Raw genomic sequence first — 25258 nt, forward strand, 5'->3', positions numbered from 1 at the left:
GACGTCAGGGCATCATTCGTTATGCGAAATCACTGCCGGGATGGTGTCATCTTTACGCAGGGTCATAATCTCGCAGCCGTTCTCCGTCACCACAATAGTATGCTCGTATTGAGCAGACAAGCTGCGATCTTTGGTTTTCACCGTCCAGCCGTCTTTCATGGTGCGAATGCGGTAATCACCGGCGTTAACCATCGGTTCAATGGTGAAGGTCATACCCGGCTGAAGCACTACGCCGCCGTCGTCTGCGTCATAGTGAAGTACCTGAGGCTCTTCATGGAATACGCGGCCAATGCCGTGACCACAGTACTCACGTACGACAGAGAAACCTTCGGCTTCAACGAACTTCTGAATTGCCGCGCCGAGGCTGCGCAGGCGGATGCCCGGTTTCACCATACGCAGCGCCAGATACAGGCTTTCCTGCGTAATGCGGCACAGGCGTTCGCCGAGAATCGTCGGTTTGCCCACGATGAACATTTTAGAGGTGTCGCCGTGGTATTCGTCTTTAATAACGGTCACGTCGATATTGACGATATCGCCGTCTTTCAGCACTTTTTCATCGTCCGGAATGCCGTGGCAAACCACTTCGTTGATAGAGATACAGACGGATTTTGGGAAGCCGTGATAGCCCAGACAAGCGGAAATAGCCTGCTGTTCATTCACAATGTAATCATTACAGATGCGATCCAGCTCGCCGGTGGTAATGCCCGGTTTAACGTGGGATTCGATCATTTCCAGCACTTCGGCAGCCAGACGGCCAGCGACGCGCATTTTTTCGATTTCTTCAGGTGTCTTAATTGAGATAGCCATATCAGATCCGCAGATGTCGATCATGTCGACACAAATGAACAGGGAAGTTGCTGTAATGGTATCAGGGGGGGCCTCTCCCTGCAAAATTGAGAATCATCAAGTGCGTATCACGGCAACAACTATTGGAGTCTGGGCGCCATTTATGGTATAAAGCGCGCCGGACTTGTATTCCGATTTTTCGGGTACAGCCAAATACGCTCACTTTGTGTAAATAACACACACGTATCGACACATATTCCGGGGTGCCCTTTGGGGTCGGCAATATGGGATACGTGGAGGCATAACCCCATACTTTATATAGAGGTTTTAAAACATGGCTACTGTTTCCATGCGCGACATGCTCAAGGCTGGTGTTCACTTTGGTCACCAGACCCGTTACTGGAACCCGAAAATGAAGCCTTTCATCTTCGGCGCACGTAACAAAGTTCACATCATCAACCTTGAGAAAACTGTACCAATGTTCAATGAAGCTCTGGCTGAACTGAACAAGATTTCTTCTCGCAAAGGCAAAATCCTTTTCGTTGGTACTAAACGCGCTGCAAGCGAAGCGGTGAAAGACGCTGCTAACAGCTGCGATCAGTTCTTCGTGAACCATCGCTGGTTGGGCGGCATGCTGACTAACTGGAAAACCGTTCGTCAGTCCATCAAACGTCTGAAAGACCTGGAAACTCAGGCTCAAGACGGTACTTTCGACAAGCTGACTAAGAAAGAAGCGCTGATGCGCACTCGTGAGCTGGACAAGCTGGAAAACAGCCTGGGCGGTATCAAAGACATGGGCGGCCTGCCGGACGCACTGTTTGTTATCGATGCCGATCACGAGCACATCGCTATCAAAGAAGCAAACAACCTGGGTATCCCAGTATTTGCTATCGTTGATACCAACTCTGATCCGGACGGTGTTGATTTCGTTATCCCTGGTAACGACGATGCTATCCGTGCTGTTAGCCTGTACCTGGGCGCTGTAGCTGCAACCGTTCGTGAAGGCCGTTCTCAGGATCTGGCTTCCCAGGCGGAAGAAAGCTTCGTAGAAGCAGAATAATAAGGTTTGATGATTCCCCAAGAGATTTCGAGTTGCAGGACAAAACGCCGGGTCGTTTTGAACAGCGTTTGCGCTGGCCCCGAAGGGGTAAGGCCATAAGGCCGAATCACGCGGCAAACTCGAGAATTCCTGGGAGCTTACATCAGTAAGTGACCAGGATGAGCGAGTGAAGGTAACGCACCTGCGGCTCGAAATATAAAGGGGAAAGCCCTTATTTAACCAGGTAGTATCTCGTTTGGTTAGGGGCCTTTTTATGGCCCCTTTTTCACTTTTAAGCCCGTCTGGCCAATGCGCCGGGCAGGCAACATCTCCGAGGATTTTAGAATGGCTGAAATTACCGCATCCCTGGTAAAAGAGCTGCGTGAGCGTACTGGCGCTGGCATGATGGATTGTAAAAAAGCGCTGACCGAAGCCAACGGCGACATCGAGCTGGCAATCGAGAACATGCGTAAATCCGGTGCGATCAAAGCAGCTAAGAAAGCAGGCAACGTTGCTGCTGACGGCGTGATCATCACTAAGATCGACGGCAACTACGGCGTGATTCTGGAAGTTAACTGCCAGACTGACTTCGTTGCTAAAGACGGCGGTTTCCAGGCATTTGCTAACAAAGTTCTGGATGCAGCAGTTGCTGGTAAAATCACCGACGTTGAAGTTCTGAAAGCGCAGTTCGAAGAAGAGCGCGTTGCACTGGTTGCTAAAATCGGTGAGAACATTAACATCCGTCGCGTTTCTTCCCTGGAAGGCGAAGTTCTGGGTTCTTACCAGCACGGCGCACGTATCGGTGTTCTGGTTGCCGCTAAAGGTGCTGATGAAGAGCTGGTTAAACAGCTGGCAATGCACATCGCTGCAAGCAAGCCTGAGTTCGTTAAGCCTGAAGACGTTTCTGCAGAAGTTGTAGAGAAAGAGTACCAGGTTCAGTTGGACATCGCGATGCAGTCCGGTAAACCAAAAGAAATCGCAGAGAAAATGGTTGAAGGCCGCATGAAGAAATTCACCGGTGAAGTTTCTCTGACTGGTCAGCCGTTCGTCATGGACCCAAGCAAAACTGTTGCTCAGCTGCTGAAAGAGCACAATGCTGACGTGACTAACTTCATCCGCTTCGAAGTGGGTGAAGGTATCGAGAAAGTTGAGACTGACTTTGCAGCAGAAGTTGCTGCCATGTCCAAGCAGTCTTAATGGTTTAAAAGGAACCGCCAACCGGCGGTTCCTTTTTATCCAGCCTTACAATTTCAGAGCGCTCCGTTAGGCGAGCGGGCTGAAATGCGACAGAATGTCGCCAGAATTAACCATCCCCCATTCGTTGACTGTTCTCAGGAAAGAAACATGGCTACCAATGCAAAACCCGTCTACAAACGTATTCTGCTCAAACTGAGCGGCGAAGCTCTGCAAGGCACAGAAGGCTTTGGTATTGACGCGAGTATTCTGGACCGTATGGCTCAGGAAATTAAAGAGCTGGTGGAACTTGGCATTCAGGTCGGGGTGGTAATCGGCGGTGGCAACTTATTCCGTGGTGCAGGTCTGGCTAAAGCCGGCATGAACCGCGTCGTGGGCGACCACATGGGCATGCTGGCGACCGTAATGAATGGCCTGGCAATGCGCGATGCGCTCCACCGCGCCTATGTGAACGCCCGCCTGATGTCCGCTATTCCATTGAATGGCGTTTGTGATAACTACAGCTGGGCAGAAGCTATCAGCCTGCTGCGTGCTAACCGCGTAGTTATCCTGTCTGCCGGTACCGGTAACCCGTTCTTTACCACTGACTCTGCGGCCTGCCTGCGTGGAATCGAAATCGAAGCAGACGTGGTACTGAAAGCTACTAAAGTGGATGGTGTGTTTACCGCCGATCCGGCAAAAGATCCTTCAGCTACCATGTACGATCAACTGACCTACAGTGAAGTGCTGGATAAAGAGCTGAAAGTGATGGATCTTGCCGCGTTCACCCTTGCTCGCGACCACAAATTGCCGATCCGCGTGTTCAATATGAACAAGCCGGGTGCGCTGCGTCGTGTGGTAATGGGTGAGAAAGAAGGCACTTTAATTACTGAATAATTTCAGTTGCCCGGCAATCAGGGTAAGATTTGGCTTTATCTACAGCCAGGAATAAACAGGGCTATACTTAGCCTGCAGCTTCAAAGCTGCAGAGAATAAGCGTGGTCTGCCTTAAACCAGTTTTCAAGGATTCGTAACGTGATTAGCGATATCAGAAAAGATGCTGAAGTGCGTATGGATAAATGCGTCGAAGCGTTTAAAAACCAAATCAGCAAAATCCGTACCGGCCGCGCTTCTCCAAGCCTGCTGGACGGCATCGTCGTAGAATACTACGGCACACCAACGCCGCTGCGCCAGCTGGCCAGCGTCACCGTTGAAGATACCCGTACTCTGAAGATCAACGTCTTCGATCGTTCTATGGGCCCGGCGGTAGAGAAAGCGATCATGGCTTCTGACCTGGGTCTGAACCCAAGCTCTGCGGGCACCGATATCCGCGTTCCGCTGCCTCCGCTGACCGAAGAGCGTCGTAAAGACCTGATCAAAGTGGTTCGTGGTGAAGCCGAAGGCGCACGCGTGGCTGTTCGTAACGTTCGCCGCGACGCTAACGACAAAGTTAAAGCGCTGCTGAAAGACAAAGAGATCAGCGAAGATGACGATCGTCGTTCTCAGGACGACGTGCAGAAGCTGACTGACGCTGCTATCAAAAAAGTGGATGCGGCTCTGTCTGAAAAAGAAACCGAGCTGATGCAGTTCTAATCCACAATTTTTGTGGAAAATTCGCCGCCCAGTAAGCCCTCGCGTACCGCGAAGTGTTTACGAGCGGCGTTTTGCTTTATAAAAACGTCAAGTAAAGGCGTAGACAATGGGCCTCCCGCGCCGCAAACTATTGCGCCATTAACCCTTCATTTTACGACCCCGAGTACCTCATGAAGCAGCTCACTATTCTTGGTTCCACCGGCTCTATTGGCGTCAGCACGCTAAGCGTCGTTCGTCATAATCCTGAAAAATTTGCCGTTACGGCTCTGGTTGCGGGCAGTAATGTCGGGAAAATGGTTGAACAGTGCCTGGCGTTCTCGCCGAAGTATGCGGTCATGGCCAGTGAGTCTGCGGCGGCGGAAGTCCGTCGTGCCCTGAAAGAGCAGGGGAGTAAAACGGAGGTAATGGCCGGCGAGCAGGCGGCTTGCGAAGTCGCTACGCTTGGCGAAGTGGATCAGGTGATGGCTGCTATTGTGGGCGTGGCAGGGTTGTCTTCAACGCTTGCCGCTATCTCAGCGGGTAAACAGGTTCTGCTGGCAAACAAAGAGTCGCTGATCACCTGCGGCCGTTTGTTTATGGAAGCTGTTGCACGCAGCAAAGCGCAGTTGTTGCCCATCGACAGCGAACATAACGCCATTTTTCAGAGTATGCCGGAAACAATCCAGCGTAACCTGGGATACGCTAGCCTCGAAGATAATGGCGTATCGTCTATTATCCTCACCGGATCGGGTGGCCCGTTCCGGGAAACGGCTTATGCAGACCTGGCGGCGATGACGCCGGATCAGGCTTGCAGCCACCCGAACTGGTCTATGGGGCGTAAGATTTCCGTCGACTCGGCCACCATGATGAACAAAGGTCTCGAATACATTGAAGCTCGCTGGTTGTTCAATGCTTCAGCTGCACAAATGGAAGTGCTGATTCACCCTCAGTCTGTCATTCATTCCATGGTTCGTTACCGCGATGGCAGCGTGCTGGCTCAGCTTGGTGAGCCCGACATGCGCACGCCTATTGCTCATGCGATGGCTTACCCTGCACGCGTAGAATCTGGTGTTACATCGCTCGATTTCTGCAAAATCGGTTCGCTGACTTTCATGGAACCTGACTTTGAGCGCTATCCATGCCTGAAGTTAGCCATTGATGCCAGCGCGCAAGGGCAGGCGGCGACAACCGCGCTGAATGCCGCGAACGAAGTGGTCGTAGAGGCGTTCCTGAACCAGCAGGTCAGATTTACCGATATCGCAGTGCTAAACCGCAGCGTGCTGGAGCAAATGAACTTAGCTGAACCGCAAAGTGTGGATGAAGTGCTTAGTGTGGATGCTATTGCTCGTGAAATCGCCAGGAAACAAGTGATGCATCTCGCAAGCCGGTGATAATTTATCCGGCTGAAGTGCCGCCATTTGTTCGCTTTGTGCTTCAGTGATATAGTCTGCGCCACTTAATCGCCAGATGTGACTGAGCGTTAAGTGGAAAGCCGTGTCACAACACGGCTTTTTTATGCACCAGGCTTCAATATTCCTGAGTACCGCTTAATTTTTTTCAGGGAATCATTACGCGTTATGTTGTCTGCTAATCAACAATTAAGCGAATCCTTAACTACGCATGGCGCCCGCCATGTTGCCATCATTATGGATGGCAATGGCCGTTGGGCTAAGCGTCAGGGGAAAATGAGGGTTTTCGGTCATAAAGCCGGAGCAAAATCGGTACGCCGCGCTGTGACTTTTGCAGCCAACAACGGTATCGATGCGCTGACGCTTTACGCTTTTAGCAGCGAGAACTGGAACCGCCCCGCTCAGGAAGTGACCGCATTGATGGAGCTGTTCGTCTGGGCATTAGACAGTGAGGTGAAAAGCCTGCACCGTCATAATGTTCGCTTGCGTATTATCGGCGATACCAGCCGATTTAATCTCCGCCTGCAGGAAAGAATCAAAAAAGCGGAAGCATTAACCAGTGAGAATACTGGGCTGACGCTCAATATCGCTGCGAATTATGGCGGGCGTTGGGATATCATTCAGGGAGTGCGACAGCTTGCGTCGCAGGTGCAGGAAGGCTTATTGCGCCCGGATCAGATTGATGAAGACCTGCTCGGTCAGCAGATCTGCATGCATGAACTGGCTCCCGTAGATTTAGTAATTAGGACAGGAGGAGAGCATCGCATCAGTAACTTCCTCATCTGGCAAATTGCCTATGCGGAACTTTATTTTACCGATGTTCTTTGGCCTGATTTCGATGAACAAGACTTTGAAGGTGCGCTAAATGCTTTTGCAAACCGAGAGCGTCGTTTTGGTGGCACAGCACCTGGTGGTGAATAAGCCTGTTGGGGGTCACTTTTGCTGAAGTATCGCCTGATTTCCGCGTTTATTATGATTCCCGTTGTCATCGCGGCGCTGTTTTGGCTTCCGCCAGTAGGATTTGCGATTGCTACGCTGGTGATTTGTATGCTGGCTGCATGGGAATGGGGGCAACTCGCCGGTTTCGTTGCTCGTTCGCAGCGCGTCTGGCTGGCGGTGCTATGTGGTCTGTTGCTTGCCGTCATGCTGATTTCGTTGCCGGAGTATCGGCATTCGGTGCATTTGCCGATAATCGAATTCTCACTTTGGACATCGCTAGTGTGGTGGGTCGCGGCGCTGCTGTTGGTCCTGTTTTACCCGGCCTCTGCTGCATTGTGGCGTAATTCCAAACCGCTTCGACTGGTCTTTGGCCTGCTAACCATTGTTCCCTTCTTTTGGGGCATGGTAGCGCTGCGCAGCTGGCATTATGATATCAACCACTACAGCGGCTCTGTTTGGTTGCTGTATGTGATGTTCCTGGTCTGGGGCGCAGACTCTGGCGCTTATGTTTTTGGGAAAATGTTTGGCAAGCATAAACTTGCGCCAAAGGTCTCGCCTGGTAAGACCTGGCAAGGGTTTATTGGTGGCCTTGCGACTTCCGCGGTCATCTCGTTGCTGTTCGGCATGTGGGCGAATTTGAACGTAGCTCCCGTTGTTCTGCTAACCTGTTCCATTGTTGCCGCGCTGGCTTCCGTTTTAGGTGATTTGACCGAAAGTATGTTCAAACGCGAAGCGGGAATTAAAGATAGTGGTCACCTTATCCCGGGACATGGTGGTATTCTTGACCGTATTGACAGTCTGACAGCGGCGGTGCCGGTGTTTGCCTGTCTGCTGCTTCTGGTATTCAGGACGATTTAACGGAAGGTTTTATGTTGAGCATACTCTGGAATTTGGCTGCGTTTATCGTTGCACTGGGTGTTTTGATTACCGTGCACGAGTTCGGCCATTTTTGGGTTGCTCGCCGCTGTGGCGTTCGTGTGGAACGCTTCTCCATCGGGTTTGGTAAGGCGCTTTGGCGTCGTACCGACCGTCAGGGAACCGAATTTGTTATCGCTCTGATCCCGCTGGGTGGCTACGTTAAAATGCTGGATGAACGCGTTGAACCGGTGCTGCCGGAAATGCGTCATGCTGCGTTTAACAACAAAACAGTTTCTCAGCGTGCGGCTATTATCGCCGCTGGCCCCATCGCTAACTTCATCTTCGCTATCTTTGCCTATTGGCTGGTGTTTATCATTGGCATTCCAAGCCTGCGTCCGGTGATCGGTGAAATAACCCCCAACTCTATCGCTGCGGAAGCACAAATTAGCCCCGGTATGGAACTAAAAGCGATAGATGGTATCGAAACGCCTGATTGGGATGCCGTTCGTTTAGCTTTAATCGGTAAAATTGGCGATGCGAGTGCGAGAGTTTCTTATGCACCGTTTGGGACGAATCAAACGCGCGATGTAACCCTTGATCTAAGTCATTGGCAGTTTGAACCTGATAAACAGGATCCGGTCGTATCACTTGGATTCAGGCCCCGTGGTCCGCAGATTGAAAACGTGCTGGACGAAGTTCAGCCGCAGTCTGCAGCCAATAAGGCTGGTTTGCAAGCAGGGGACAGGATCGTTAAAGTCAACGGTCAGCCGCTCCTTCAGTGGAGTGAATTTGTAAACCTGGTGCGTGACAATCCAGGGCAGCCGCTGGCCATAGAGATTGAAAGACAGGGGAGCCCCTTGTCTTTGACGCTGATACCGGATACAAAACCGGGTAAAGCGAAAGCAGAAGGGTTTGCAGGGGTGGTACCTAAAATTATCCCGCTGCCCGATGAGTACAAAACAGTGCGTCAGTATGGGCCGTTTACCGCTGTAGCAGAAGCCACGGATAAAACCTGGCAACTGATGAAGCTGACGGTCAACATGCTGGGGAAATTAATAACCGGTGATGTAAAACTGAACAACCTCAGTGGGCCAATCTCCATAGCTCAAGGGGCAGGTATGTCGGCGGAATATGGGTTGATTTACTTCCTGATGTTCCTGGCGCTTATCAGCGTCAACTTAGGGATTATTAACCTGTTTCCACTTCCCGTCCTTGACGGCGGGCACCTGCTCTTTTTGGCGGTTGAGAAACTGAAAGGCACTCCGGTTTCCGAGCGAGTTCAGGACTTCAGTTATCGCATTGGCTCTATTTTGCTGGTGCTATTAATGGGGCTTGCACTTTTCAATGATTTCTCTCGTTTATAGAGAGAATTAGGTTAGGAAGAACGCATAACAACGATGGCGATGAAAAAGCTCCTCATAGCGTCGCTGCTGTTTAGCAGCGCCACCGTATACGGTGCAGACGGGTTCGTGGTGAAAGATATTCATTTCGAAGGCCTGCAGCGAGTCGCCGTCGGTGCGGCCCTCCTCAGTATGCCGGTTCGCGTAGGCGATACCGTCTCTGACGAGGATATCAGTAATACAATCCGCTCACTGTTTGCCACCGGCAACTTTGAAGATGTGCGCGTTCTGCGTGATGGTAATACGCTGCTCGTGCAGGTCAAAGAGCGTCCAACCATTGCCAGCATCACCTTCTCCGGCAACAAGTCGGTGAAAGATGACATGCTCAAGCAGAATCTTGAAGCTTCCGGCGTACGGGTGGGGGAATCCCTCGACCGCACGACCCTGGGTGACATCGAGAAAGGGCTGGAAGATTTCTACTACAGCGTCGGGAAATACAGCGCCAGCGTTAAAGCTGTCGTCACCCCACTGCCGCGTAATCGCGTTGACCTGAAGCTGGTGTTCCAGGAAGGTGTTTCCGCGAAAATCCAGCAGATCAACATCGTTGGCAACCACGCGTTTAGCACGGATGAGCTGATCTCCCGCTTCCAACTGCGTGATGAAGTGCCGTGGTGGAACGTTGTTGGCGATCGTAAATACCAGAAGCAAAAGCTGGCGGGTGACCTTGAAACCCTGCGCAGCTACTATCTGGATCGCGGCTATGCGCGTTTCAATATTGATTCCACGCAGGTGAGCCTGACGCCGGACAAGAAAAGCATTTATGTGACCATCAACATCACCGAAGGCGAGCAGTACAAGATCGCCGGCGTGGATGTGAAAGGCAATCTGGCCGGGCATTCTGCTGAAATCGAAAGCCTGACCAAGATGCAGCCGGGTGAGCTGTATAACGGCACCAAAGTCACCAAAATGGAAGACGACATTAAGAAACTGCTGGGTCGCTATGGCTACGCCTATCCGCGCGTACAGACTCAGCCAGAAATTAATGATGCTGACAAAACTGTGAAGCTGCACGTTAACGTCGATTCCGGTAACCGTTACTACGTGCGTAAGATCCGCTTCGAAGGTAACGACACCAGTAAAGATGCCGTTCTGCGCCGCGAAATGCGCCAGATGGAAGGCGCGTGGCTGGGCAGCAACCTCGTTGATGCTGGTAAAGAGCGTCTGAACCGCCTGGGTTACTTCGAGACTGTCGATGTGGACACCCAGCGCGTATCTGGCAGCCCGGATCAGGTTGACGTTGTTTATAAAGTTAAAGAGCGTAACACCGGGAGCTTCAACTTCGGTGTTGGCTACGGTACCGAAAGCGGTGTGAGCTTCCAGGTCGGTGTTCAGCAGGATAACTGGTTGGGTACGGGTTACTCAGTGGGTATCAGCGGCACCAAAAACGACTACCAGACTTACGCGGAACTGTCAGCGACCGATCCGTACTTCACGGTTGATGGTGTTAGCCTTGGTGGTCGTCTCTTCTTCAACGACTTCAAAGCTGATGACGCGGACCTGTCTGACTACACCAACAAGAGCTACGGCCTGGATACGACACTGGGCTTCCCGGTGAACGAATACAACACGCTGCGTCTTGGTTTGGGTTACGTACATAACGATCTGTCGAATATGCAGCCACAGATAGCCATGTGGCGCTACCTGGATTCTGTGGGCCAGCACCCAACTCAGAATGCCAACGACAACAGTTTCTCGGCAGATGACTTCACTCTGAACTATGGTTGGACATACAACAATCTTGACCGCGGGTACTTCCCGACGGATGGTTCTCGCGTCAACCTGAATGGTAAAGTTACCATCCCGGGTTCCGATAACGAGTTCTATAAAGTGACGTTAGATACGGCGAGTTACTTCCCAATCAATGACGATCACACGTGGGTTGTGCTGGGTCGTACCCGTTGGGGCTACGGCGATGGTCTGGGCGGTAAAGAACTGCCGTTCTACGAGAACTTCTATGCCGGTGGTTCCAGTACCGTGCGTGGTTTCCAGTCAAACAACATTGGTCCAAAAGCCGCTTATTACGGCCCGAACCAGCGTAACTGTGGAACCGGCGCTGTGTGTAACTCTAACGATGCGGTGGGCGGTAACGCCATGGGCGTAGCCAGCCTTGAGCTGATTACTCCAACGCCGTTCCTGAGTGAGAAGTACTCAAACTCTGTTCGTACTTCCCTGTTTGTCGATGCAGGTACCGTTTGGGATACCAAATGGGAGAACACCGACGCGACCAGAGCGGCAGGTATACCTGATTACAGCACGCCAAGTAACATCCGTATGTCTGCAGGTATTGCGCTGCAGTGGATGTCGCCTCTGGGGCCGCTGGTCTTCTCTTATGCTCAGCCGTATAAGAAATATGATGGAGACAAGGCAGAACAGTTCCAGTTTAACATTGGTAAAACCTGGTAATTTGTTCTGCGCGATGGAACGCAACAGCAGTGAGGCGCTGCACCTGTTAGCCGTTTAGACAGTTAGCGGGTGCTCGCAAAAAACAGTGTCTTCGGACGCCTATGGGATGGTAAGGAGTTTATAGTGAAAAAGTGGTTAGTTGCCGCAGGTCTCGGGATTGCTATGGTTGCTTCAGCCGGCGCTCAGGCTGCCTCCAGCATCGCAGTAGTTAACATGGGCAACCTGTTCCAACAGGTCGCACAAAACACCGGTGTTTCTAAAACCCTGGAAAATGAGTTCAAAGGCCGCGCCAGCGAACTGCAGGGAATGGAAAACGATCTGCAATCCAAAATGCAGCGCCTGCAGCGCGATGGTTCAACCATGAAAGCTTCAGATCGCAGCAAAATGGAAAAAGACGTCATGGCTCAGCGCCAGTCGTTCTCCGAAAAAGCACAGGCTTTTGAGCAGGATCGTAATCGTCGTTCCAACGAAGAGCGCAGCAAACTGGTCACTCGTATCCAGGCCGCTGTGAAGAAAGTTGCAGATGACAAAGGTTATGATGTTGTTCTGGATGCAAACACCGTTGCTTACGCAGGCAACGACGTTAAAGACATCACTGCAGACGTACTGAAACAGGTTAAATAAGTAATGTCTTCAATTCGACTGGCTGAATTAGCCCAGCAGTTGGATGCAGAATTGCACGGTGATGGCGATATCGTCATCACCGGCGTCGCATCTATGCAAACTGCCCAGTCTGGCCACATTACGTTCATGGTTAATCCTCGCTATCGTGAACAGCTGGCTGTCTGCCAGGCTTCTGCCGTCGTGATGACCGAAGCCGACCTTCCATACGCTAAAAGCGCTGCACTGGTAGTGAAGAACCCCTACCTGACCTATGCTCGTATGGCTCAAATTCTTGATACCACGCCTCAGCCTGCAAGCGACATTGCGCCAAGCGCAGTTATCGATGCAACGGCGAGGCTTGGCCAAAATGTTTCTGTCGGCGCAAATGCCGTTATCGAATCTGGCGTTGAACTGGGCGATAACGTAGTAATTGGCGCCGGCTGCTTCGTAGGCAAAAATACTAAAATCGGTGCAGGTAGCCGTTTATGGGCCAATGTCTCTATCTATCACAACATCGAAATCGGTGCTCAGTGCCTGATTCAGTCCAGCACGGTGATAGGTTCAGACGGTTTTGGTTACGCTAACGATCGCGGCAATTGGGTTAAGATTCCTCAGCTCGGCCGGGTGATTATTGGCGATCGCGTTGAAATTGGTGCTTGTACGACGATCGATCGCGGTGCGCTGGATGACACGATCATCGGCAATGGTGTTATCATTGATAACCAGTGCCAGATTGCACATAACGTTGTGATTGGCGACAATACTGCGGTTGCGGGTGGCGTTATCATGGCAGGCAGCCTGAAAATTGGCCGTTACTGCATGATTGGTGGTGCCAGCGTAATCAACGGCCATATGGAAATCTGTGACAAGGTGACCGTGACCGGAATGGGAATGGTGATGCGTCCGATCACTGAACCAGGAGTTTACTCCTCGGGTATCCCTCTCCAGCCGAACAAAGCGTGGCGTAAAACCGCTGCCCTGGTGATGAACATCGATGAGATGAGCAAACGCTTAAAAACCATCGAACGTAAGGTCAATCAACAAGACTGATCGTCACCTGCTCCCTGCGCTGCCGTGTTTCCGGCCATTAGGGCTGGAGCGTGAGCCGCGCTTTTTGATTTGCGGCCTGCTGGCATTCTTTGATTGCCGCAGGCCGTGTTATTATTGTCATTTAGAATATTTAGACAGGAAGAGTATTTTGACAACTGACACTCATACTCTGCACATTGAAGAGATTTTAGAGCTTCTGCCGCACCGTTATCCGTTCTTGCTGGTTGATCGTGTGCTGGATTTTGAAGAAGGTCGTTTTCTGCGCGCAGTTAAAAATGTCTCTGTAAATGAGCCGTTTTTCCAGGGCCACTTCCCTGGTAAGCCGATTTTCCCGGGTGTATTGATCCTGGAAGCGATGGCGCAGGCTACCGGTATTCTTGCGTTTAAAAGCGTGGGTAAACTTGAGCCGGGTGAGCTGTATTACTTTGCTGGCATTGATGAAGCGCGCTTTAAGCGTCCTGTTGTGCCTGGCGATCAAATGATTATGGAAGTGACCTTTGAGAAAACTCGTCGTGGTTTGACGCGTTTCAAAGGTGTTGCAATCGTTGACGGCAAGATTGTCTGCGAAGCAACCATGATGTGTGCACGCAGCCGGGAGGCATAATACGTGATTGATAAGTCCGCCTTTATTCATCCAACCGCTATTGTGGAAGAAGGTGCCATCATTGGTGCTAACGTTCATATTGGTCCGTTTTGTCTCGTAGGTCCAAACGTTGAAATTGGCGAAGGCACGGTTCTGAAATCTCATGTTGTCGTCAATGGTCATACTAAAATCGGCCGTGACAATGAGATCTACCAGTTCGCGTCTATCGGCGAGGTTAACCAGGATCTGAAATATGCGGGTGAGCCAACTCGCGTGGAAATTGGCGATCGCAACCGCATTCGCGAAAGCGTCACCATCCATCGCGGTACGGTGCAAGATGCTGGATTAACGAAGGTGGGAAGCGATAACCTGCTGATGATCAATGCGCACGTTGCGCATGATTGCCAGATTGGCGATCGCGTTATCCTTGCGAACAACGCAACGCTCGCGGGTCACGTGCAAATTGGGGATCACGCCATCATCGGTGGAATGACCGCGGTGCATCAGTTCTGCATCATCGGCGCTCACGTGATGGTTGGTGGCTGTTCCGGTGTTGCTCAGGACGTTCCACCTTACGTTATTGCGCAGGGCAACCATGCGACGCCGTTTGGTGTGAACATTGAAGGCCTGAAGCGTCGTGGTTTCAGCAAAGAAGCACTGCACGCTATTCGTAACGCCTACAAGATCCTCTATCGCAGCGGCAAAACGCTTGAAGAGGCGAAGCCGGAAATTGCTGAAATCGCAGCTCAGCATCCGGAAGTGAATGCATTCATTGAATTCTTTGCCCGCTCAACGCGCGGTTTGATTCGTTAAATGAAGCCTGGTCGTCCCCTCACGATTGCCCTGGTCGCCGGAGAAACTTCCGGCGATATTCTTGGTGCCGGACTTATTCGCGAACTGAAAGCTCGCGTGCCTGATGCCCGCTTTGTTGGCGTGGCAGGGCCGCTTATGCAGGCTGAAGGTTGTGAAGCCTGGTATGAAATGGAAGAGCTTGCGGTCATGGGCATCGTTGAAGTGCTTGGCCGTTTACGTCGCCTGCTGCACATCCGCAGCGATCTCACGAAGCGTTTCACCGAGCTGCAGCCCGATGTGTTTGTCGGCATCGACGCCCCAGATTTTAATATCACGCTCGAAGGCAATCTAAAGAAACAAGGGATCCGCACGATCCACTACGTCAGCCCATCCGTTTGGGCATGGCGACAAAAACGCGTTTTCAAAATTGGCAGATCGACCGATCTGGTGCTGGCTTTTCTGCCTTTCGAAAAAGCGTTTTACGACAGGTTTAATGTACCGTGTCGTTTCATCGGGCACACCATGGCGGATGCCATGCCGCTCGATCCGGATAAAAACGCTGCTCGCGCGGCGTTAGGCATTGCGACAGATGCAAAATGCCTGGCACTATTGCCCGGTAGCCGTGGCGCCGAGGTTGAAATGCTTAGCGCGGACTTCCTCAGAACAGCGCAATTGCTTCGTAAGCGCTGGCCTGCACTGGAAGTCGTGGTGCCGCTGGTGAATGCAAAGCGTCGAGAACAGTTTGAGAAGATCAAAGCTGAGATTGCCCCTGAGTTGCATGTACATCTGCTGAATGGCAAAGCACGTGAAGCGATGATTGCCAGTGACGCAGCGCTCCTTGCCTCCGGCACGGCTGCGCTTGAATGTATGTTGGCCAAATGCCCAATGGTGGTTGGCTACCGCATGAAGCCGTTCACGTTCTGGCTGGCAAAACGTCTGGTGAAAACCGATTACGTTTCCTTGCCAAATTTGCTGGCGGGCCGAGAGCTGGTTAAAGAGCTGCTGCAAAACGAATGTGAGCCTATCGGGCTTGCCTGTGCGCTGGAACCGTTGCTCGAAGACGGGGCTGTCAGCCATCAGATGCACGATACCTTCCGGGATTTGCATCAGCAGATCCGTTGTAATGCGGACAAGCAGGCGGCGGACGCCGTGCTGGAGCTGGCTCAATGATCGAATTTGTTTACCCGCATACGCACCTTGTCGCGGGCGTGGATGAAGTAGGGCGCGGGCCTCTGGTTGGCGCCGTGGTCACTGCCGCAGTGATCCTCGATCCAGCAAAGCCGATTATTGGGCTGGCGGATTCGAAAAAATTATCTGAAAAACGCCGTCTGGCGCTGTATGACGAAATTGTTGAAAAGGCATTAAGCTGGAGTCTGGGCCGTGCCGAGCCGAGCGAAATCGACAACATCAACATTTTGCATGCCACGATGCTGGCCATGCAGCGTGCGGTTGCGGGCCTGAGTGTTGTGCCTGAATATGTGCTGATTGACGGCAACCGTTGCCCGGCATTGCCTATGCCGTCGCTGGCGGTTGTTAAAGGCGACAGTCGGGTGGCAGAAATCAGCGCGGCGTCAATACTTGCCAAAGTCACGCGCGATCGTGAAATGGCCGAGCTGGATCTCAGTTTCCCGCAATACGGTTTTGCTCAACACAAGGGCTACCCAACCGCTTTTCATCTTGAAAAGCTTGCCGAGCATGGCGCCACTGAGCATCATCGCCGCAGCTTTGGCCCCGTCAAACGTGCGCTTGGGCTCGTCTCCTGAGCGTTAGTAGCTGATACAGAGTAATTGGTGAGAGATGGCTGAACCACGTTTCATTCACCTTCGGGTGCACAGCGACTATTCCATGATTGATGGGCTGGCTAAGACCGGGCCGCTGGTAAAAAAAGCCGCGGCGCTGGGGATGCCTGCTCTCGCTATCACCGATTTCACCAACCTCTGTGGTTTGGTCAAATTCTACGGTTCTGGTCACGGAGCCGGTATCAAGCCAATCATAGGGGCGGACTTCAACGTTGCCAATGAACTGCTGGGCGATGAGCTTAGCCATTTGACGGTGCTGGCGGCGAATAATGAAGGCTATCAAAACCTCACTTTACTGATCTCTCGTGCCTACCAGCGTGGCTACGGCGCAGCGGGCCCGATTATTGACCGCGAATGGCTGGTCGAGCTAAACGAAGGGCTGATTCTGCTCTCCGGCGGGCGCATGGGAGATATTGGCAAAAGTCTGCTTCGTGGAAACCAGCCGCTGGTCGATCAGTGCCTGGAATTCTGGCAGCAGCATTTTGCCGATCGCTTCTATCTGGAACTGATTCGCACCGGCCGTGTGGACGAAGAGAACTATCTTCACGCCGCTGTGGCACTGGCTGACGAACGCGGCTTGCCAGTGGTTGCCACTAACGATGTCCGCTTTATTGATGCCGGTGACTTTGATGCCCACGAGATCCGCGTGGCGATCCACGACGGTTTCACGCTGGACGATCCCAAGCGCCCGCGCAACTACTCCGCCCAGCAATATATGCGTAGCGAAGAAGAGATGTGCGAGCTGTTTTCGGACATCCCGGAAGCGCTGGAAAACAGCGTTGAGATTGCCAAACGCTGCAACGTTACCGTGCGCCTGGGCGAGTACTTCCTGCCGCAGTTCCCGACGGGAGAGATGACCACCGAAGACTTCCTGGTCATGAAATCGAAAGAGGGGCTGGAGGAACGTCTTGAGTTCCTGTTCCCGGAACCAGAAGTGCGTGCGCAGAAGCGCCCTGAGTACGACGAGCGCCTGGATATCGAGCTGCAGGTTATCAACCAGATGGGCTTCCCCGGCTACTTCCTGATCGTGATGGAGTTTATCCAGTGGTCGAAGGATAACGGCGTGCCGGTCGGGCCGGGCCGCGGTTCCGGTGCGGGTTCGCTGGTGGCCTATGCGCTGAAAATCACCGATCTCGATCCGCTTGAGTTTGACCTGCTGTTCGAACGATTCCTTAACCCGGAACGTGTTTCGATGCCTGACTTCGACGTCGATTTCTGCATGGAAAAACGCGACCAGGTGATCGACCACGTTTCCGAAATGTATGGGCGCGAAGCGGTTTCCCAGATTATTACCTTCGGTACGATGGCGGCGAAGGCGGTTATTCGTGACGTAGGTCGCGTACTCGGTCACCCTTACGGCTTTGTCGATCGTATTTCCAAACTGGTGCCACCGGATCCCGGCATGACGCTGGCAAAAGCTTTTGAGGCGGAGCCGCAACTGCCAGAGATCTATGAGGCTGACGAAGAAGTTAAAGCGCTGATCGACATGGCGCGCAAGCTGGAAGGCGTCACGCGTAACGCCGGTAAGCATGCCGGGGGTGTGGTTATCGCCCCAACCAAAATTACAGATTTTGCGCCGCTTTATTGTGACGATCAGGGGCAGCACCCGGTTACCCAGTTCGACAAGAACGACGTTGAATATGCGGGCCTGGTGAAGTTTGACTTCCTGGGGCTGCGTACGCTGACGATCATCGACTGGGCGCTGAAAATGATCAACCCGCGTCGGGCAAAACAGGGGCTGGAGCCGATTGATATCGCCGCCATCCCGCTCGACGATAAGAAAAGCTTCGACATGCTGCAGCGCTCGGAAACCACCGCGGTCTTCCAGCTTGAATCCCGCGGTATGAAAGACCTGATTAAGCGCCTGCAGCCTGACTGTTTCGAAGACATGATCGCCCTTGTGGCACTTTTCCGTCCGGGCCCGCTACAGTCGGGCATGGTAGATAACTTCATCGACCGTAAGCACGGGCGTGAAGCGATTTCTTATCCGGACGTGGAATGGCAGCACGAAAGCCTGAAACCGGTACTGGAGCCCACCTACGGCATCATCCTGTATCAGGAACAGGTTATGCAGATTGCCCAGGTGCTTTCCGGTTATACCCTCGGTGGCGCGGATATGCTGCGTCGTGCGATGGGGAAAAAGAAACCGGAAGAGATGGCCAAGCAGCGCGGCACCTTTGAAGAGGGCGCGATCAAAAACGGCGTCGACGGCGAGCTGTCGATGAAAATCTTTGACCTGGTAGAGAAATTTGCCGGGTACGGCTTTAACAAATCTCACTCCGCTGCCTATGCTTTGGTTTCGTACCAGACGCTGTGGCTGAAAGCGCACTACCCGGCAGAGTTTATGGCGGCCGTGATGACCGCCGATATGGATAACACCGAGAAAGTGGTGGGCCTGGTGGATGAGTGCTGGCGCATGGGGCTGAAAGTCCTGTCGCCGGATATTAACTCTGGTCTTTACCATTTCCACGTTAACGATGACGGGGAAATTGTTTACGGCATCGGCGCGATAAAAGGCGTGGGCGAAGGCCCGATTGAAGCCATTATCGAAGCGCGTAATCAGGGCGGGCATTTCCTCGATCTCTTTGATTTGTGTGCGCGCTCCGATATCAAAAAGCTTAACCGCCGGGTGCTGGAAAAACTCATTATGTCCGGGGCTTTTGACCGCCTTGGGCCTCACCGCGCGGCGCTGATGAATGCGCTGGGTGATGCGTTAAAAGCCGCTGACCAGCACGCGAAAGCGGAAGCTATTGGCCAGGCCGATATGTTCGGCGTTCTGGCGGAAGAGCCCGAGCAGGTCGAAAAATCCTACGCCAGCGTGATTCCCTGGCCTGAACAAGTGGTGCTGGAAGGGGAGCGTGAGACGCTTGGGCTGTATCTTACCGGCCACCCGATTAATCAGTACCTGAAAGAAATTGAGCGCTATGTAGGTGGCATGCGCCTGAAAGAGATGCACCCGACGGAACGTGGTAAAATGACCACGGCTGCGGGTCTGGTGATTGCTTCGCGGGTTATGGTCACCAAGCGAGGTAATCGCATCGGCATCTGTACGCTGGATGACCGCTCTGGTCGTCTGGAAGTGATGTTATTCACAGATGCGCTAGAAAAATACCAGCATCTGCTGGAAAAAGACCGTATCCTGATCGTTAGCGGACAGGTCAGCTTTGATGACTTCAGCGGAGGGCTTAAAATGACGGCCCGCGAGCTGATGGACATCGACGAAGCCCGTGAAAAGTACGCGCGTGGGCTTGCTATCTCGCTGACGGACAGGCAAATTGATGACCAGCTTTTAAACCGTCTCCGTCAGTCTCTGGAACCCCATCGTTCGGGGACAATTCCAGTACATCTCTACTATCAGAGGGTGGATGCACGAGCCCGGTTGCGCTTCGGTGCAACATGGCGTGTTTCCCCTAGCGATCGTTTACTTAACGATCTGCGAACGCTGATTGGTTCGGAGCAGGTGGAACTGGAGTTTGACTAAAACAGGAATATTATGAGTCTGAATTTCCTTGATTTCGAACAGCCGATTGCAGAGCTGGAAGCGAAAATCGATTCCCTGACGGCCGTTAGCCGCCAGGATGAAAAACTGGATATTAATCTGGACGAAGAAGTGCAGCGTCTGCGCGAGAAAAGCGTTGAGCTGACCCGCAAGATCTTCGCTGATTTAGGCGCATGGCAGATTGCGCAGCTGGCGCGCCATCCGCAGCGTCCGTACACCCTGGATTACGTTCGTCTGGCTTTTGATGAGTTCGACGAACTGGCCGGCGACCGTGCCTATGCCGACGATAAAGCTATCGTGGGCGGTATTGCGCGTCTGGAAGGTCGTCCGGTGATGATCATTGGTCATCAGAAAGGGCGCGAAACCAAAGAGAAAATCCGTCGTAACTTCGGTATGCCGGCCCCAGAAGGCTACCGTAAAGCGCTGCGTCTGATGGAAATGGCTGAACGCTTTAACATGCCGATCATTACCTTCATCGACACGCCGGGTGCTTATCCGGGCGTTGGCGCCGAAGAACGTGGTCAGTCCGAAGCGATCGCCCGCAACCTGCGTGAAATGTCCCGCCTGAAAGTGCCGGTCATTTGTACCGTTATCGGTGAAGGTGGTTCCGGCGGCGCGCTGGCCATTGGCGTGGGTGACAAAGTGAACATGCTGCAATACAGCACCTACTCCGTTATCTCCCCGGAAGGCTGTGCGTCTATCCTGTGGAAGAGCGCGGATAAAGCCCCGCTGGCCGCAGAAGCGATGGGGATCATTGCTCCTCGCCTGAAAGAGCTGAAGCTGATCGATACCGTGATCCCTGAGCCGTTGGGCGGTGCGCACCGTAATCCAGAAGTGATGGCCGCTTCCCTGCGTGCACAGCTTCTGGCCGATCTGGCGGATCTCGACGTGCTGAATAAAGACGAGTTGTTGAATCGTCGTTACCAGCGCCTGATGAGCTACGGCTACGCCTGATTTCATGCTGTAAAATAGCGATAAGGGTCGGATTTTCCGGCCCTTTTTGCATTTATCGCTTCATGGAAAACCCCATTGCGCTATGCTTAGCCAGATGATTTCCAGGAGGTGAACATTGAATACCATTGCGATTATGGGGCCGCACGGCGTTTTCTACAAAGACGAGCCCATCAAGGAACTGCACCGCGCGCTTGAGCTGCAGGGTTTTCAGCTCATCTACCCCACCAACAGCACTGACCTGCTTAAGCTGATTGAGCACAACCCGCGTATCTGCGGCGTGGTCTTTGACTGGGACGAATACAGTCTCGACCTGTGCAGCGAAATTAATCTGCTCAACGAAAACCTGCCGCTGTATGCGTTTATCAACACCCACTCCTCTCTGAACGTTAGCGTGAATGAAATGCGCATGGCGCTGTGGTTCTTCGAGTATGCGCTGAGCGCGGCCGACGACATCGCCCTGCGTATTCGCCAGTACACCGACGAGTATCTGGATACGATTACGCCGCCGCTGACCAAAGCACTATTCACCTATGTAAAAGAAGGGAAGTACACCTTTTGTACGCCGGGGCACATGGCCGGTACCGCCTACCAGAAAAGCCCGGTCGGCTGCCTGTTTTACGACTTCTTCGGCGGTAACACGCTGAAGGCGGACGTGTCGATTTCGGTCACGGAGCTGGGCTCGCTGCTAGACCATACCGGCCCTCATCTGGAGGCGGAGGAATATATTGCCCGCACCTTCGGTGCCGAGCAAAGCTATATGGTGACCAACGGTACTTCGACATCCAACAAGATAGTTGGGATGTATGCCGCACCATCCGGCAGCACGATTCTGGTCGATCGTAACTGCCATAAATCGCTGACCCATCTGTTGATGATGACCAATCTGGTGCCGATCTGGCTGAAGCCTACGCGTAACGCGCTGGGGATCCTGGGCGGTATTCCGCAGCGTGAATTCACTCGTGAAAATATCGAGAAAAAGGTCGCTGAAACCCCGAATGCGCAGTGGCCAGTACACGCGGTTATCACCAACTCGACCTACGACGGGCTGCTGTATAACACCGATTTCATCAAAAAAACGCTGGATGTGCCGTCGATTCACTTTGACTCCGCCTGGGTGCCCTATACCAACTTCCACCCGATTTATCAGGGAAAAAGCGGCATGAGTGGTGACCGGGTGCCGGGGAAAATTATCTATGAAACCCAGTCGACCCATAAGCTGCTGGCGGCGTTCTCCCAGGCTTCGCTGATTCACATTAAAGGTGATTACGATGAAGAGACCTTTAACGAAGCCTACATGATGCATACCACCACTTCCCCGAGTTATCCGCTGGTGGCCTCGATTGAAACAGCCGCGGCGATGCTGCGTGGTAACACGGGGAAGCGGCTGATTAACCGTTCCGTTGAGCGGGCGCTGCATTTCCGTCGTGAAGTGCAGCGCCTGCGCGAAGAATCAGAAGACTGGTTCTTCGATATCTGGCAGCCCGATCATGTTGATGAGGCGGAGTGCTGGCCCATTTCCCCCGGACAGGAAGACTGGCATGGTTTCAGGGATGCCGATGCGGATCACATGTACCTGGATCCGATCAAAGTGACTATTCTGACGCCGGGCATGAGTGAGCTAGGCGAGATGGCAGAAGAGGGGATCCCGGCGGCGCTGGTGGCCAAGTTCCTCGATGAGCGAGGTGTTGTTGTCGAGAAAACTGGCCCGTATAACCTGCTGTTCCTGTTCAGTATTGGGATTGATAAGACAAAAGCGCTGAGTCTGCTGCGTGGGCTGACGGAGTTTAAGCGCTCCTACGATCTTAATCTGCGAGTGAAGAATATGCTGCCGGATCTGTACGCGGAAGATCCAGACTTCTATCGCAACATGCGCATTCAGACGCTGGCGCAGGGGATCCACAAGCTGATCAAGCAACATAACCTGCCCGATCTGATGCTGCGCGCTTTTGATGTCCTGCCTGAAATGCGTATGACGCCGCACGAGGCTTATCAGCAGCAGGTGAAAGGCAATGTTGAAACGGTAGAGATAGAGGAACTGTTGGGCAGAGTGTCGGCCAATATGATCCTGCCTTATCCGCCGGGCGTGCCGGTGGTGATGCCGGGAGAAGTCATTACCAAAGAGAGCCGGGCGGTGCTCGACTTCCTGCTGATGCTGTGTTCTGTTGGGGAACATTATCCGGGCTTTGAAACGGATATTCACGGAGCAAAACTCGGTGAGGACGGCGTCTACAGAGTACGAGTCTTAAAAGAGGCTTGAGTGCTTGCTTTGCAGGGAAGCGATGATTACCTTGCCTGAAGTGACTAAGGAGATTTTATGCTGGGTTTAAAGCAAATTCATCACGTCGCGATTATCGCGTCGGACTACGAACGCAGTAAGCAATTCTATTGCGATGTGCTGGAGTTTACGCTGGAAGCGGAAGTTTACCGCAAAGAGCGGGACTCCTGGAAAGGCGATCTGGCGCTGAATGGCCAGTACGTTATTGAGTTGTTCTCCTTCCCGTTTCCGCCCGTACGCCCAAGCCGCCCGGAGGCCTGCGGACTTCGTCACCTGGCATTCAGCGTGGAAAACATCGACCAGGCGATTACGCATCTGGAAAGCCACGGCGTGAAATGCGAACCCATTCGCGTCGATCCCTATACCAATAAACGTTTTACCTTCTTCAGCGATCCCGACGGCCTGCCGCTGGAACTTTATCAGCAGTAAACCTTGCCAGCGCTGTGAATGCCCGGTAATTTGCCGGGCAAACCCTTCATAACGACGAACTATGACTAGCCGCGAACTTCAGTCTTTTCTGCATCCTCACCGCCAGTTGCTGGTGGCGTTTAGCGGTGGGCTGGATTCGACGGTTCTGCTACATCAAGTCGTTACCCTGCGAGATACCCTGCAACCTGACCTGAATATCAGGGCGATGCATATCCACCATGGCCTCAGCCCAAGAGCAGACAGCTGGGTGGCGCATTGCCGGGCTCTTTGTGAGAAATGGAGCGTGCCTTTCGAAGTGGCTTATGTCCAGCTTCCTTCCGGTGGTCAAGGGATTGAAGGAGAGGCCAGAGCGGCTCGCTATCAGGCGCTTTCAGGCTCGCTTTTGGCAGGCGAAGTGTTGCTCACGGCGCAGCATTTAGACGACCAGTGTGAGACCTTCCTGTTGGCGCTTAAACGCGGCAGCGGCCCGGCAGGGCTGGCATCGATGCCTGCGATTTTGCCCTTCGGCGACACTTCATTGCTGCGTCCGCTGCTGACAACCTCACGTGCACAGCTCGAGGAGTGGGCTGGCGTTCACCGGCTAAGCTGGATTGAAGACGAAAGCAATCAGGACGATAAGTATGACCGGAATTTTCTACGCCTGAAAATCGTTCCTCTGTTGCAGGAAAGATGGCCTCATTTTTCCCGCAGCGTAGCCCGTAGCGCGGAGTTATGCGGCGAGCAAGAGCAACTTCTTGATGAGCTGCTTGCCGAACAGTTGGATAACTTGATGTCGCCCCAGGGCGCGTTGCGCATTGAGCCGATGCTGACGATGAGCGAAGCCAGACGATTTGCTCTCGTGCGCCGCTGGCTGGCATACCATCGCGCTGCGATGCCGTCTCGGGCTTCTCTTCATCGTTTATGGCAGGAAGTTGCCTTAAGCCGGGAAGACGCGAATCCTCGCTTTCGCCTCGGCGAACATGAAGTCAGGCGTTTTCAGGGGGAACTGTATTGGGTTCCGTTTCTGAACATCGATCGTGAAAAAAGTTATCTATGGCCTGCGCCTTATCGTCCCCTGAATCTCCCTGGACTGGGAATGATTTCACTCAGCGAGAATGGAATGGCAGTGCGCGCGCCAGCAGAGGACGAAACTGTTAGTCTGCGTTTTAGGGCTTCGGGTTTGCTGCATATTGTCGGCCGTGATAAAGGGCGAACGCTAAAAAAAATCTGGCAGGAATTGCGCATTCCTCCATGGGTACGTGACGCCACGCCGCTGTTGTTTTATGGCGAGCAACTTATCGCTGCCCCAGGCATTTTTGTCACTCGTGAAGGGCAGGCTACGGAACATTCATGCTGGCACATAGACTGGCAAAAGGGAGTTGAGCAATGAAAAAAGTCGTACTGCTGCTTGGGCTGATGGCCTGCAGTTTACCCGCTCTGGCGAAAGGCGATGCTCAGGCCGGAGAGGCAAAGGCCATGACCTGCGTTGCCTGCCATGGCATGAGTGGGAAAGCTTCTGCGCCGCTGTACCCGAACATTGGTGGGCAGAGCGAAGCTTATCTGGAGCATTCGCTTCAGGCTTATAAAAAAGGGGAGCGCAGCGGTGGGCAGGCAGAAATCATGAAGGCTTACGTCAGCGGGCTTTCAGACGAGGATATCTCTAACTTAGCGGCCTACTACGCCTCAATGAAGCCGTAAACAAAACGGGCAGCCTCG

22 protein-coding genes are annotated in these 25258 nt (G+C 53.0%); 21 read left to right on the top strand and 1 reads right to left on the bottom strand.

The features are described 5' to 3' along the window. Nucleotides 1–12 precede the first annotated feature (12 nt). The gene (gene map, locus LH23_RS09135) at nt 13–807 is read right to left on the bottom strand and encodes a type I methionyl aminopeptidase (RefSeq protein WP_039296492.1); all 795 of its coding nucleotides are present in this window, start codon (nt 805–807) and stop codon (nt 13–15) included. Nucleotides 808–1120: 313 nt separating this feature from the next. Here map and rpsB point away from each other — a divergent pair, with 313 nt between their 5' ends. From rpsB to LH23_RS09240, 21 genes are all read left to right on the top strand, one after another. Beyond that, nucleotides 1121–1846 (top strand): 30S ribosomal protein S2, encoded by a 726-nt coding sequence (gene rpsB, locus LH23_RS09140; protein ID WP_008456923.1) that lies wholly within the window; start codon nt 1121–1123, stop codon nt 1844–1846. A gap of 324 nt (nt 1847–2170) precedes the next feature. Beyond that, complete coding sequence (gene tsf / locus LH23_RS09145; protein ID WP_008456925.1) at nt 2171–3022, top strand: translation elongation factor Ts; 852 nt, start codon at nt 2171–2173, stop codon at nt 3020–3022. Nucleotides 3023–3169: 147 nt separating this feature from the next. Continuing rightward, on the top strand, nt 3170–3895 hold the full coding sequence (pyrH, locus tag LH23_RS09150; protein ID WP_039290408.1) for a UMP kinase: 726 nt from the start codon (nt 3170–3172) through the stop codon (nt 3893–3895). A gap of 138 nt (nt 3896–4033) precedes the next feature. Further along, on the top strand, nt 4034–4591 hold the full coding sequence (gene frr / locus LH23_RS09155) for a ribosome recycling factor (RefSeq protein WP_008456929.1): 558 nt from the start codon (nt 4034–4036) through the stop codon (nt 4589–4591). 170 nt (nt 4592–4761) lie between these two features. Then, entirely contained in the window at nt 4762–5961 is a 1200-nt protein-coding gene (ispC, locus tag LH23_RS09160; RefSeq protein WP_039290411.1) for a 1-deoxy-D-xylulose-5-phosphate reductoisomerase, read from the top strand. Between the two features lie 186 nt (nt 5962–6147). Continuing rightward, nucleotides 6148–6900, top strand: a complete 753-nt coding sequence (gene ispU / locus LH23_RS09165; protein ID WP_039290414.1) for a (2E,6E)-farnesyl-diphosphate-specific ditrans,polycis-undecaprenyl-diphosphate synthase — start codon at nt 6148–6150, stop codon at nt 6898–6900. An 18-nt stretch (nt 6901–6918) separates the two neighbouring features. Then, nucleotides 6919–7776 carry a phosphatidate cytidylyltransferase gene (gene cdsA / locus LH23_RS09170; RefSeq protein WP_039290417.1) on the top strand — a complete coding sequence of 286 codons (858 nt, stop codon included), beginning with the start codon at nt 6919–6921 and terminating at the stop codon, nt 7774–7776. An 11-nt stretch (nt 7777–7787) separates the two neighbouring features. Then, complete coding sequence (gene rseP / locus LH23_RS09175; RefSeq protein WP_039290420.1) at nt 7788–9140, top strand: sigma E protease regulator RseP; 1353 nt, start codon at nt 7788–7790, stop codon at nt 9138–9140. A 33-nt stretch (nt 9141–9173) separates the two neighbouring features. Then, nucleotides 9174–11579 carry an outer membrane protein assembly factor BamA gene (bamA, locus tag LH23_RS09180; RefSeq protein WP_039290422.1) on the top strand — a complete coding sequence of 802 codons (2406 nt, stop codon included), beginning with the start codon at nt 9174–9176 and terminating at the stop codon, nt 11577–11579. A 123-nt stretch (nt 11580–11702) separates the two neighbouring features. Continuing rightward, on the top strand, nt 11703–12203 hold the full coding sequence (skp, locus tag LH23_RS09185; RefSeq protein WP_008456940.1) for a molecular chaperone Skp: 501 nt from the start codon (nt 11703–11705) through the stop codon (nt 12201–12203). A gap of 3 nt (nt 12204–12206) precedes the next feature. Beyond that, nucleotides 12207–13232: a UDP-3-O-(3-hydroxymyristoyl)glucosamine N-acyltransferase gene (gene lpxD / locus LH23_RS09190; protein ID WP_039290426.1), complete on the top strand. Its 1026-nt coding sequence runs from the start codon at nt 12207–12209 to the stop codon at nt 13230–13232. Nucleotides 13233–13380: 148 nt separating this feature from the next. After that, complete coding sequence (gene fabZ / locus LH23_RS09195) at nt 13381–13836, top strand: 3-hydroxyacyl-ACP dehydratase FabZ (protein ID WP_039290428.1); 456 nt, start codon at nt 13381–13383, stop codon at nt 13834–13836. A gap of 3 nt (nt 13837–13839) precedes the next feature. Beyond that, the gene (gene lpxA / locus LH23_RS09200; protein ID WP_039290431.1) at nt 13840–14628 is read left to right on the top strand and encodes an acyl-ACP--UDP-N-acetylglucosamine O-acyltransferase; all 789 of its coding nucleotides are present in this window, start codon (nt 13840–13842) and stop codon (nt 14626–14628) included. Further along, on the top strand, nt 14629–15777 hold the full coding sequence (gene lpxB, locus LH23_RS09205) for a lipid-A-disaccharide synthase (protein ID WP_039290434.1): 1149 nt from the start codon (nt 14629–14631) through the stop codon (nt 15775–15777). It begins immediately after the preceding gene. Next, complete coding sequence (gene rnhB, locus LH23_RS09210; protein WP_039290436.1) at nt 15774–16370, top strand: ribonuclease HII; 597 nt, start codon at nt 15774–15776, stop codon at nt 16368–16370. The genes lpxB and rnhB overlap by 4 nt, the downstream gene beginning before the upstream one ends. A gap of 34 nt (nt 16371–16404) precedes the next feature. Then, nucleotides 16405–19887, top strand: coding sequence for a DNA polymerase III subunit alpha (gene dnaE, locus LH23_RS09215; protein ID WP_039290439.1), 3483 nt, complete (start codon nt 16405–16407; stop codon nt 19885–19887). 12 nt (nt 19888–19899) lie between these two features. Next, nucleotides 19900–20859: an acetyl-CoA carboxylase carboxyl transferase subunit alpha gene (gene accA, locus LH23_RS09220; protein ID WP_008456951.1), complete on the top strand. Its 960-nt coding sequence runs from the start codon at nt 19900–19902 to the stop codon at nt 20857–20859. A gap of 115 nt (nt 20860–20974) precedes the next feature. Then, nucleotides 20975–23116: a lysine decarboxylase LdcC gene (locus LH23_RS09225; protein ID WP_039290441.1), complete on the top strand. Its 2142-nt coding sequence runs from the start codon at nt 20975–20977 to the stop codon at nt 23114–23116. Between the two features lie 57 nt (nt 23117–23173). After that, a complete protein-coding gene (locus LH23_RS09230; protein WP_039290444.1) occupies nt 23174–23563 on the top strand; it encodes a VOC family protein in 390 nt (129 codons plus the stop codon). 61 nt (nt 23564–23624) lie between these two features. Beyond that, the gene (gene tilS, locus LH23_RS09235) at nt 23625–24932 is read left to right on the top strand and encodes a tRNA lysidine(34) synthetase TilS (RefSeq protein WP_039290446.1); all 1308 of its coding nucleotides are present in this window, start codon (nt 23625–23627) and stop codon (nt 24930–24932) included. Then, entirely contained in the window at nt 24929–25240 is a 312-nt protein-coding gene (locus LH23_RS09240) for a c-type cytochrome (RefSeq protein WP_039290447.1), read from the top strand. Before tilS ends, LH23_RS09240 begins: the two co-directional genes overlap by 4 nt. Nucleotides 25241–25258 lie beyond the last annotated feature (18 nt).

Source organism: Cedecea neteri, from assembly GCF_000758305.1.
Lineage (GTDB): Bacteria > Pseudomonadota > Gammaproteobacteria > Enterobacterales > Enterobacteriaceae > Cedecea > Cedecea neteri_C.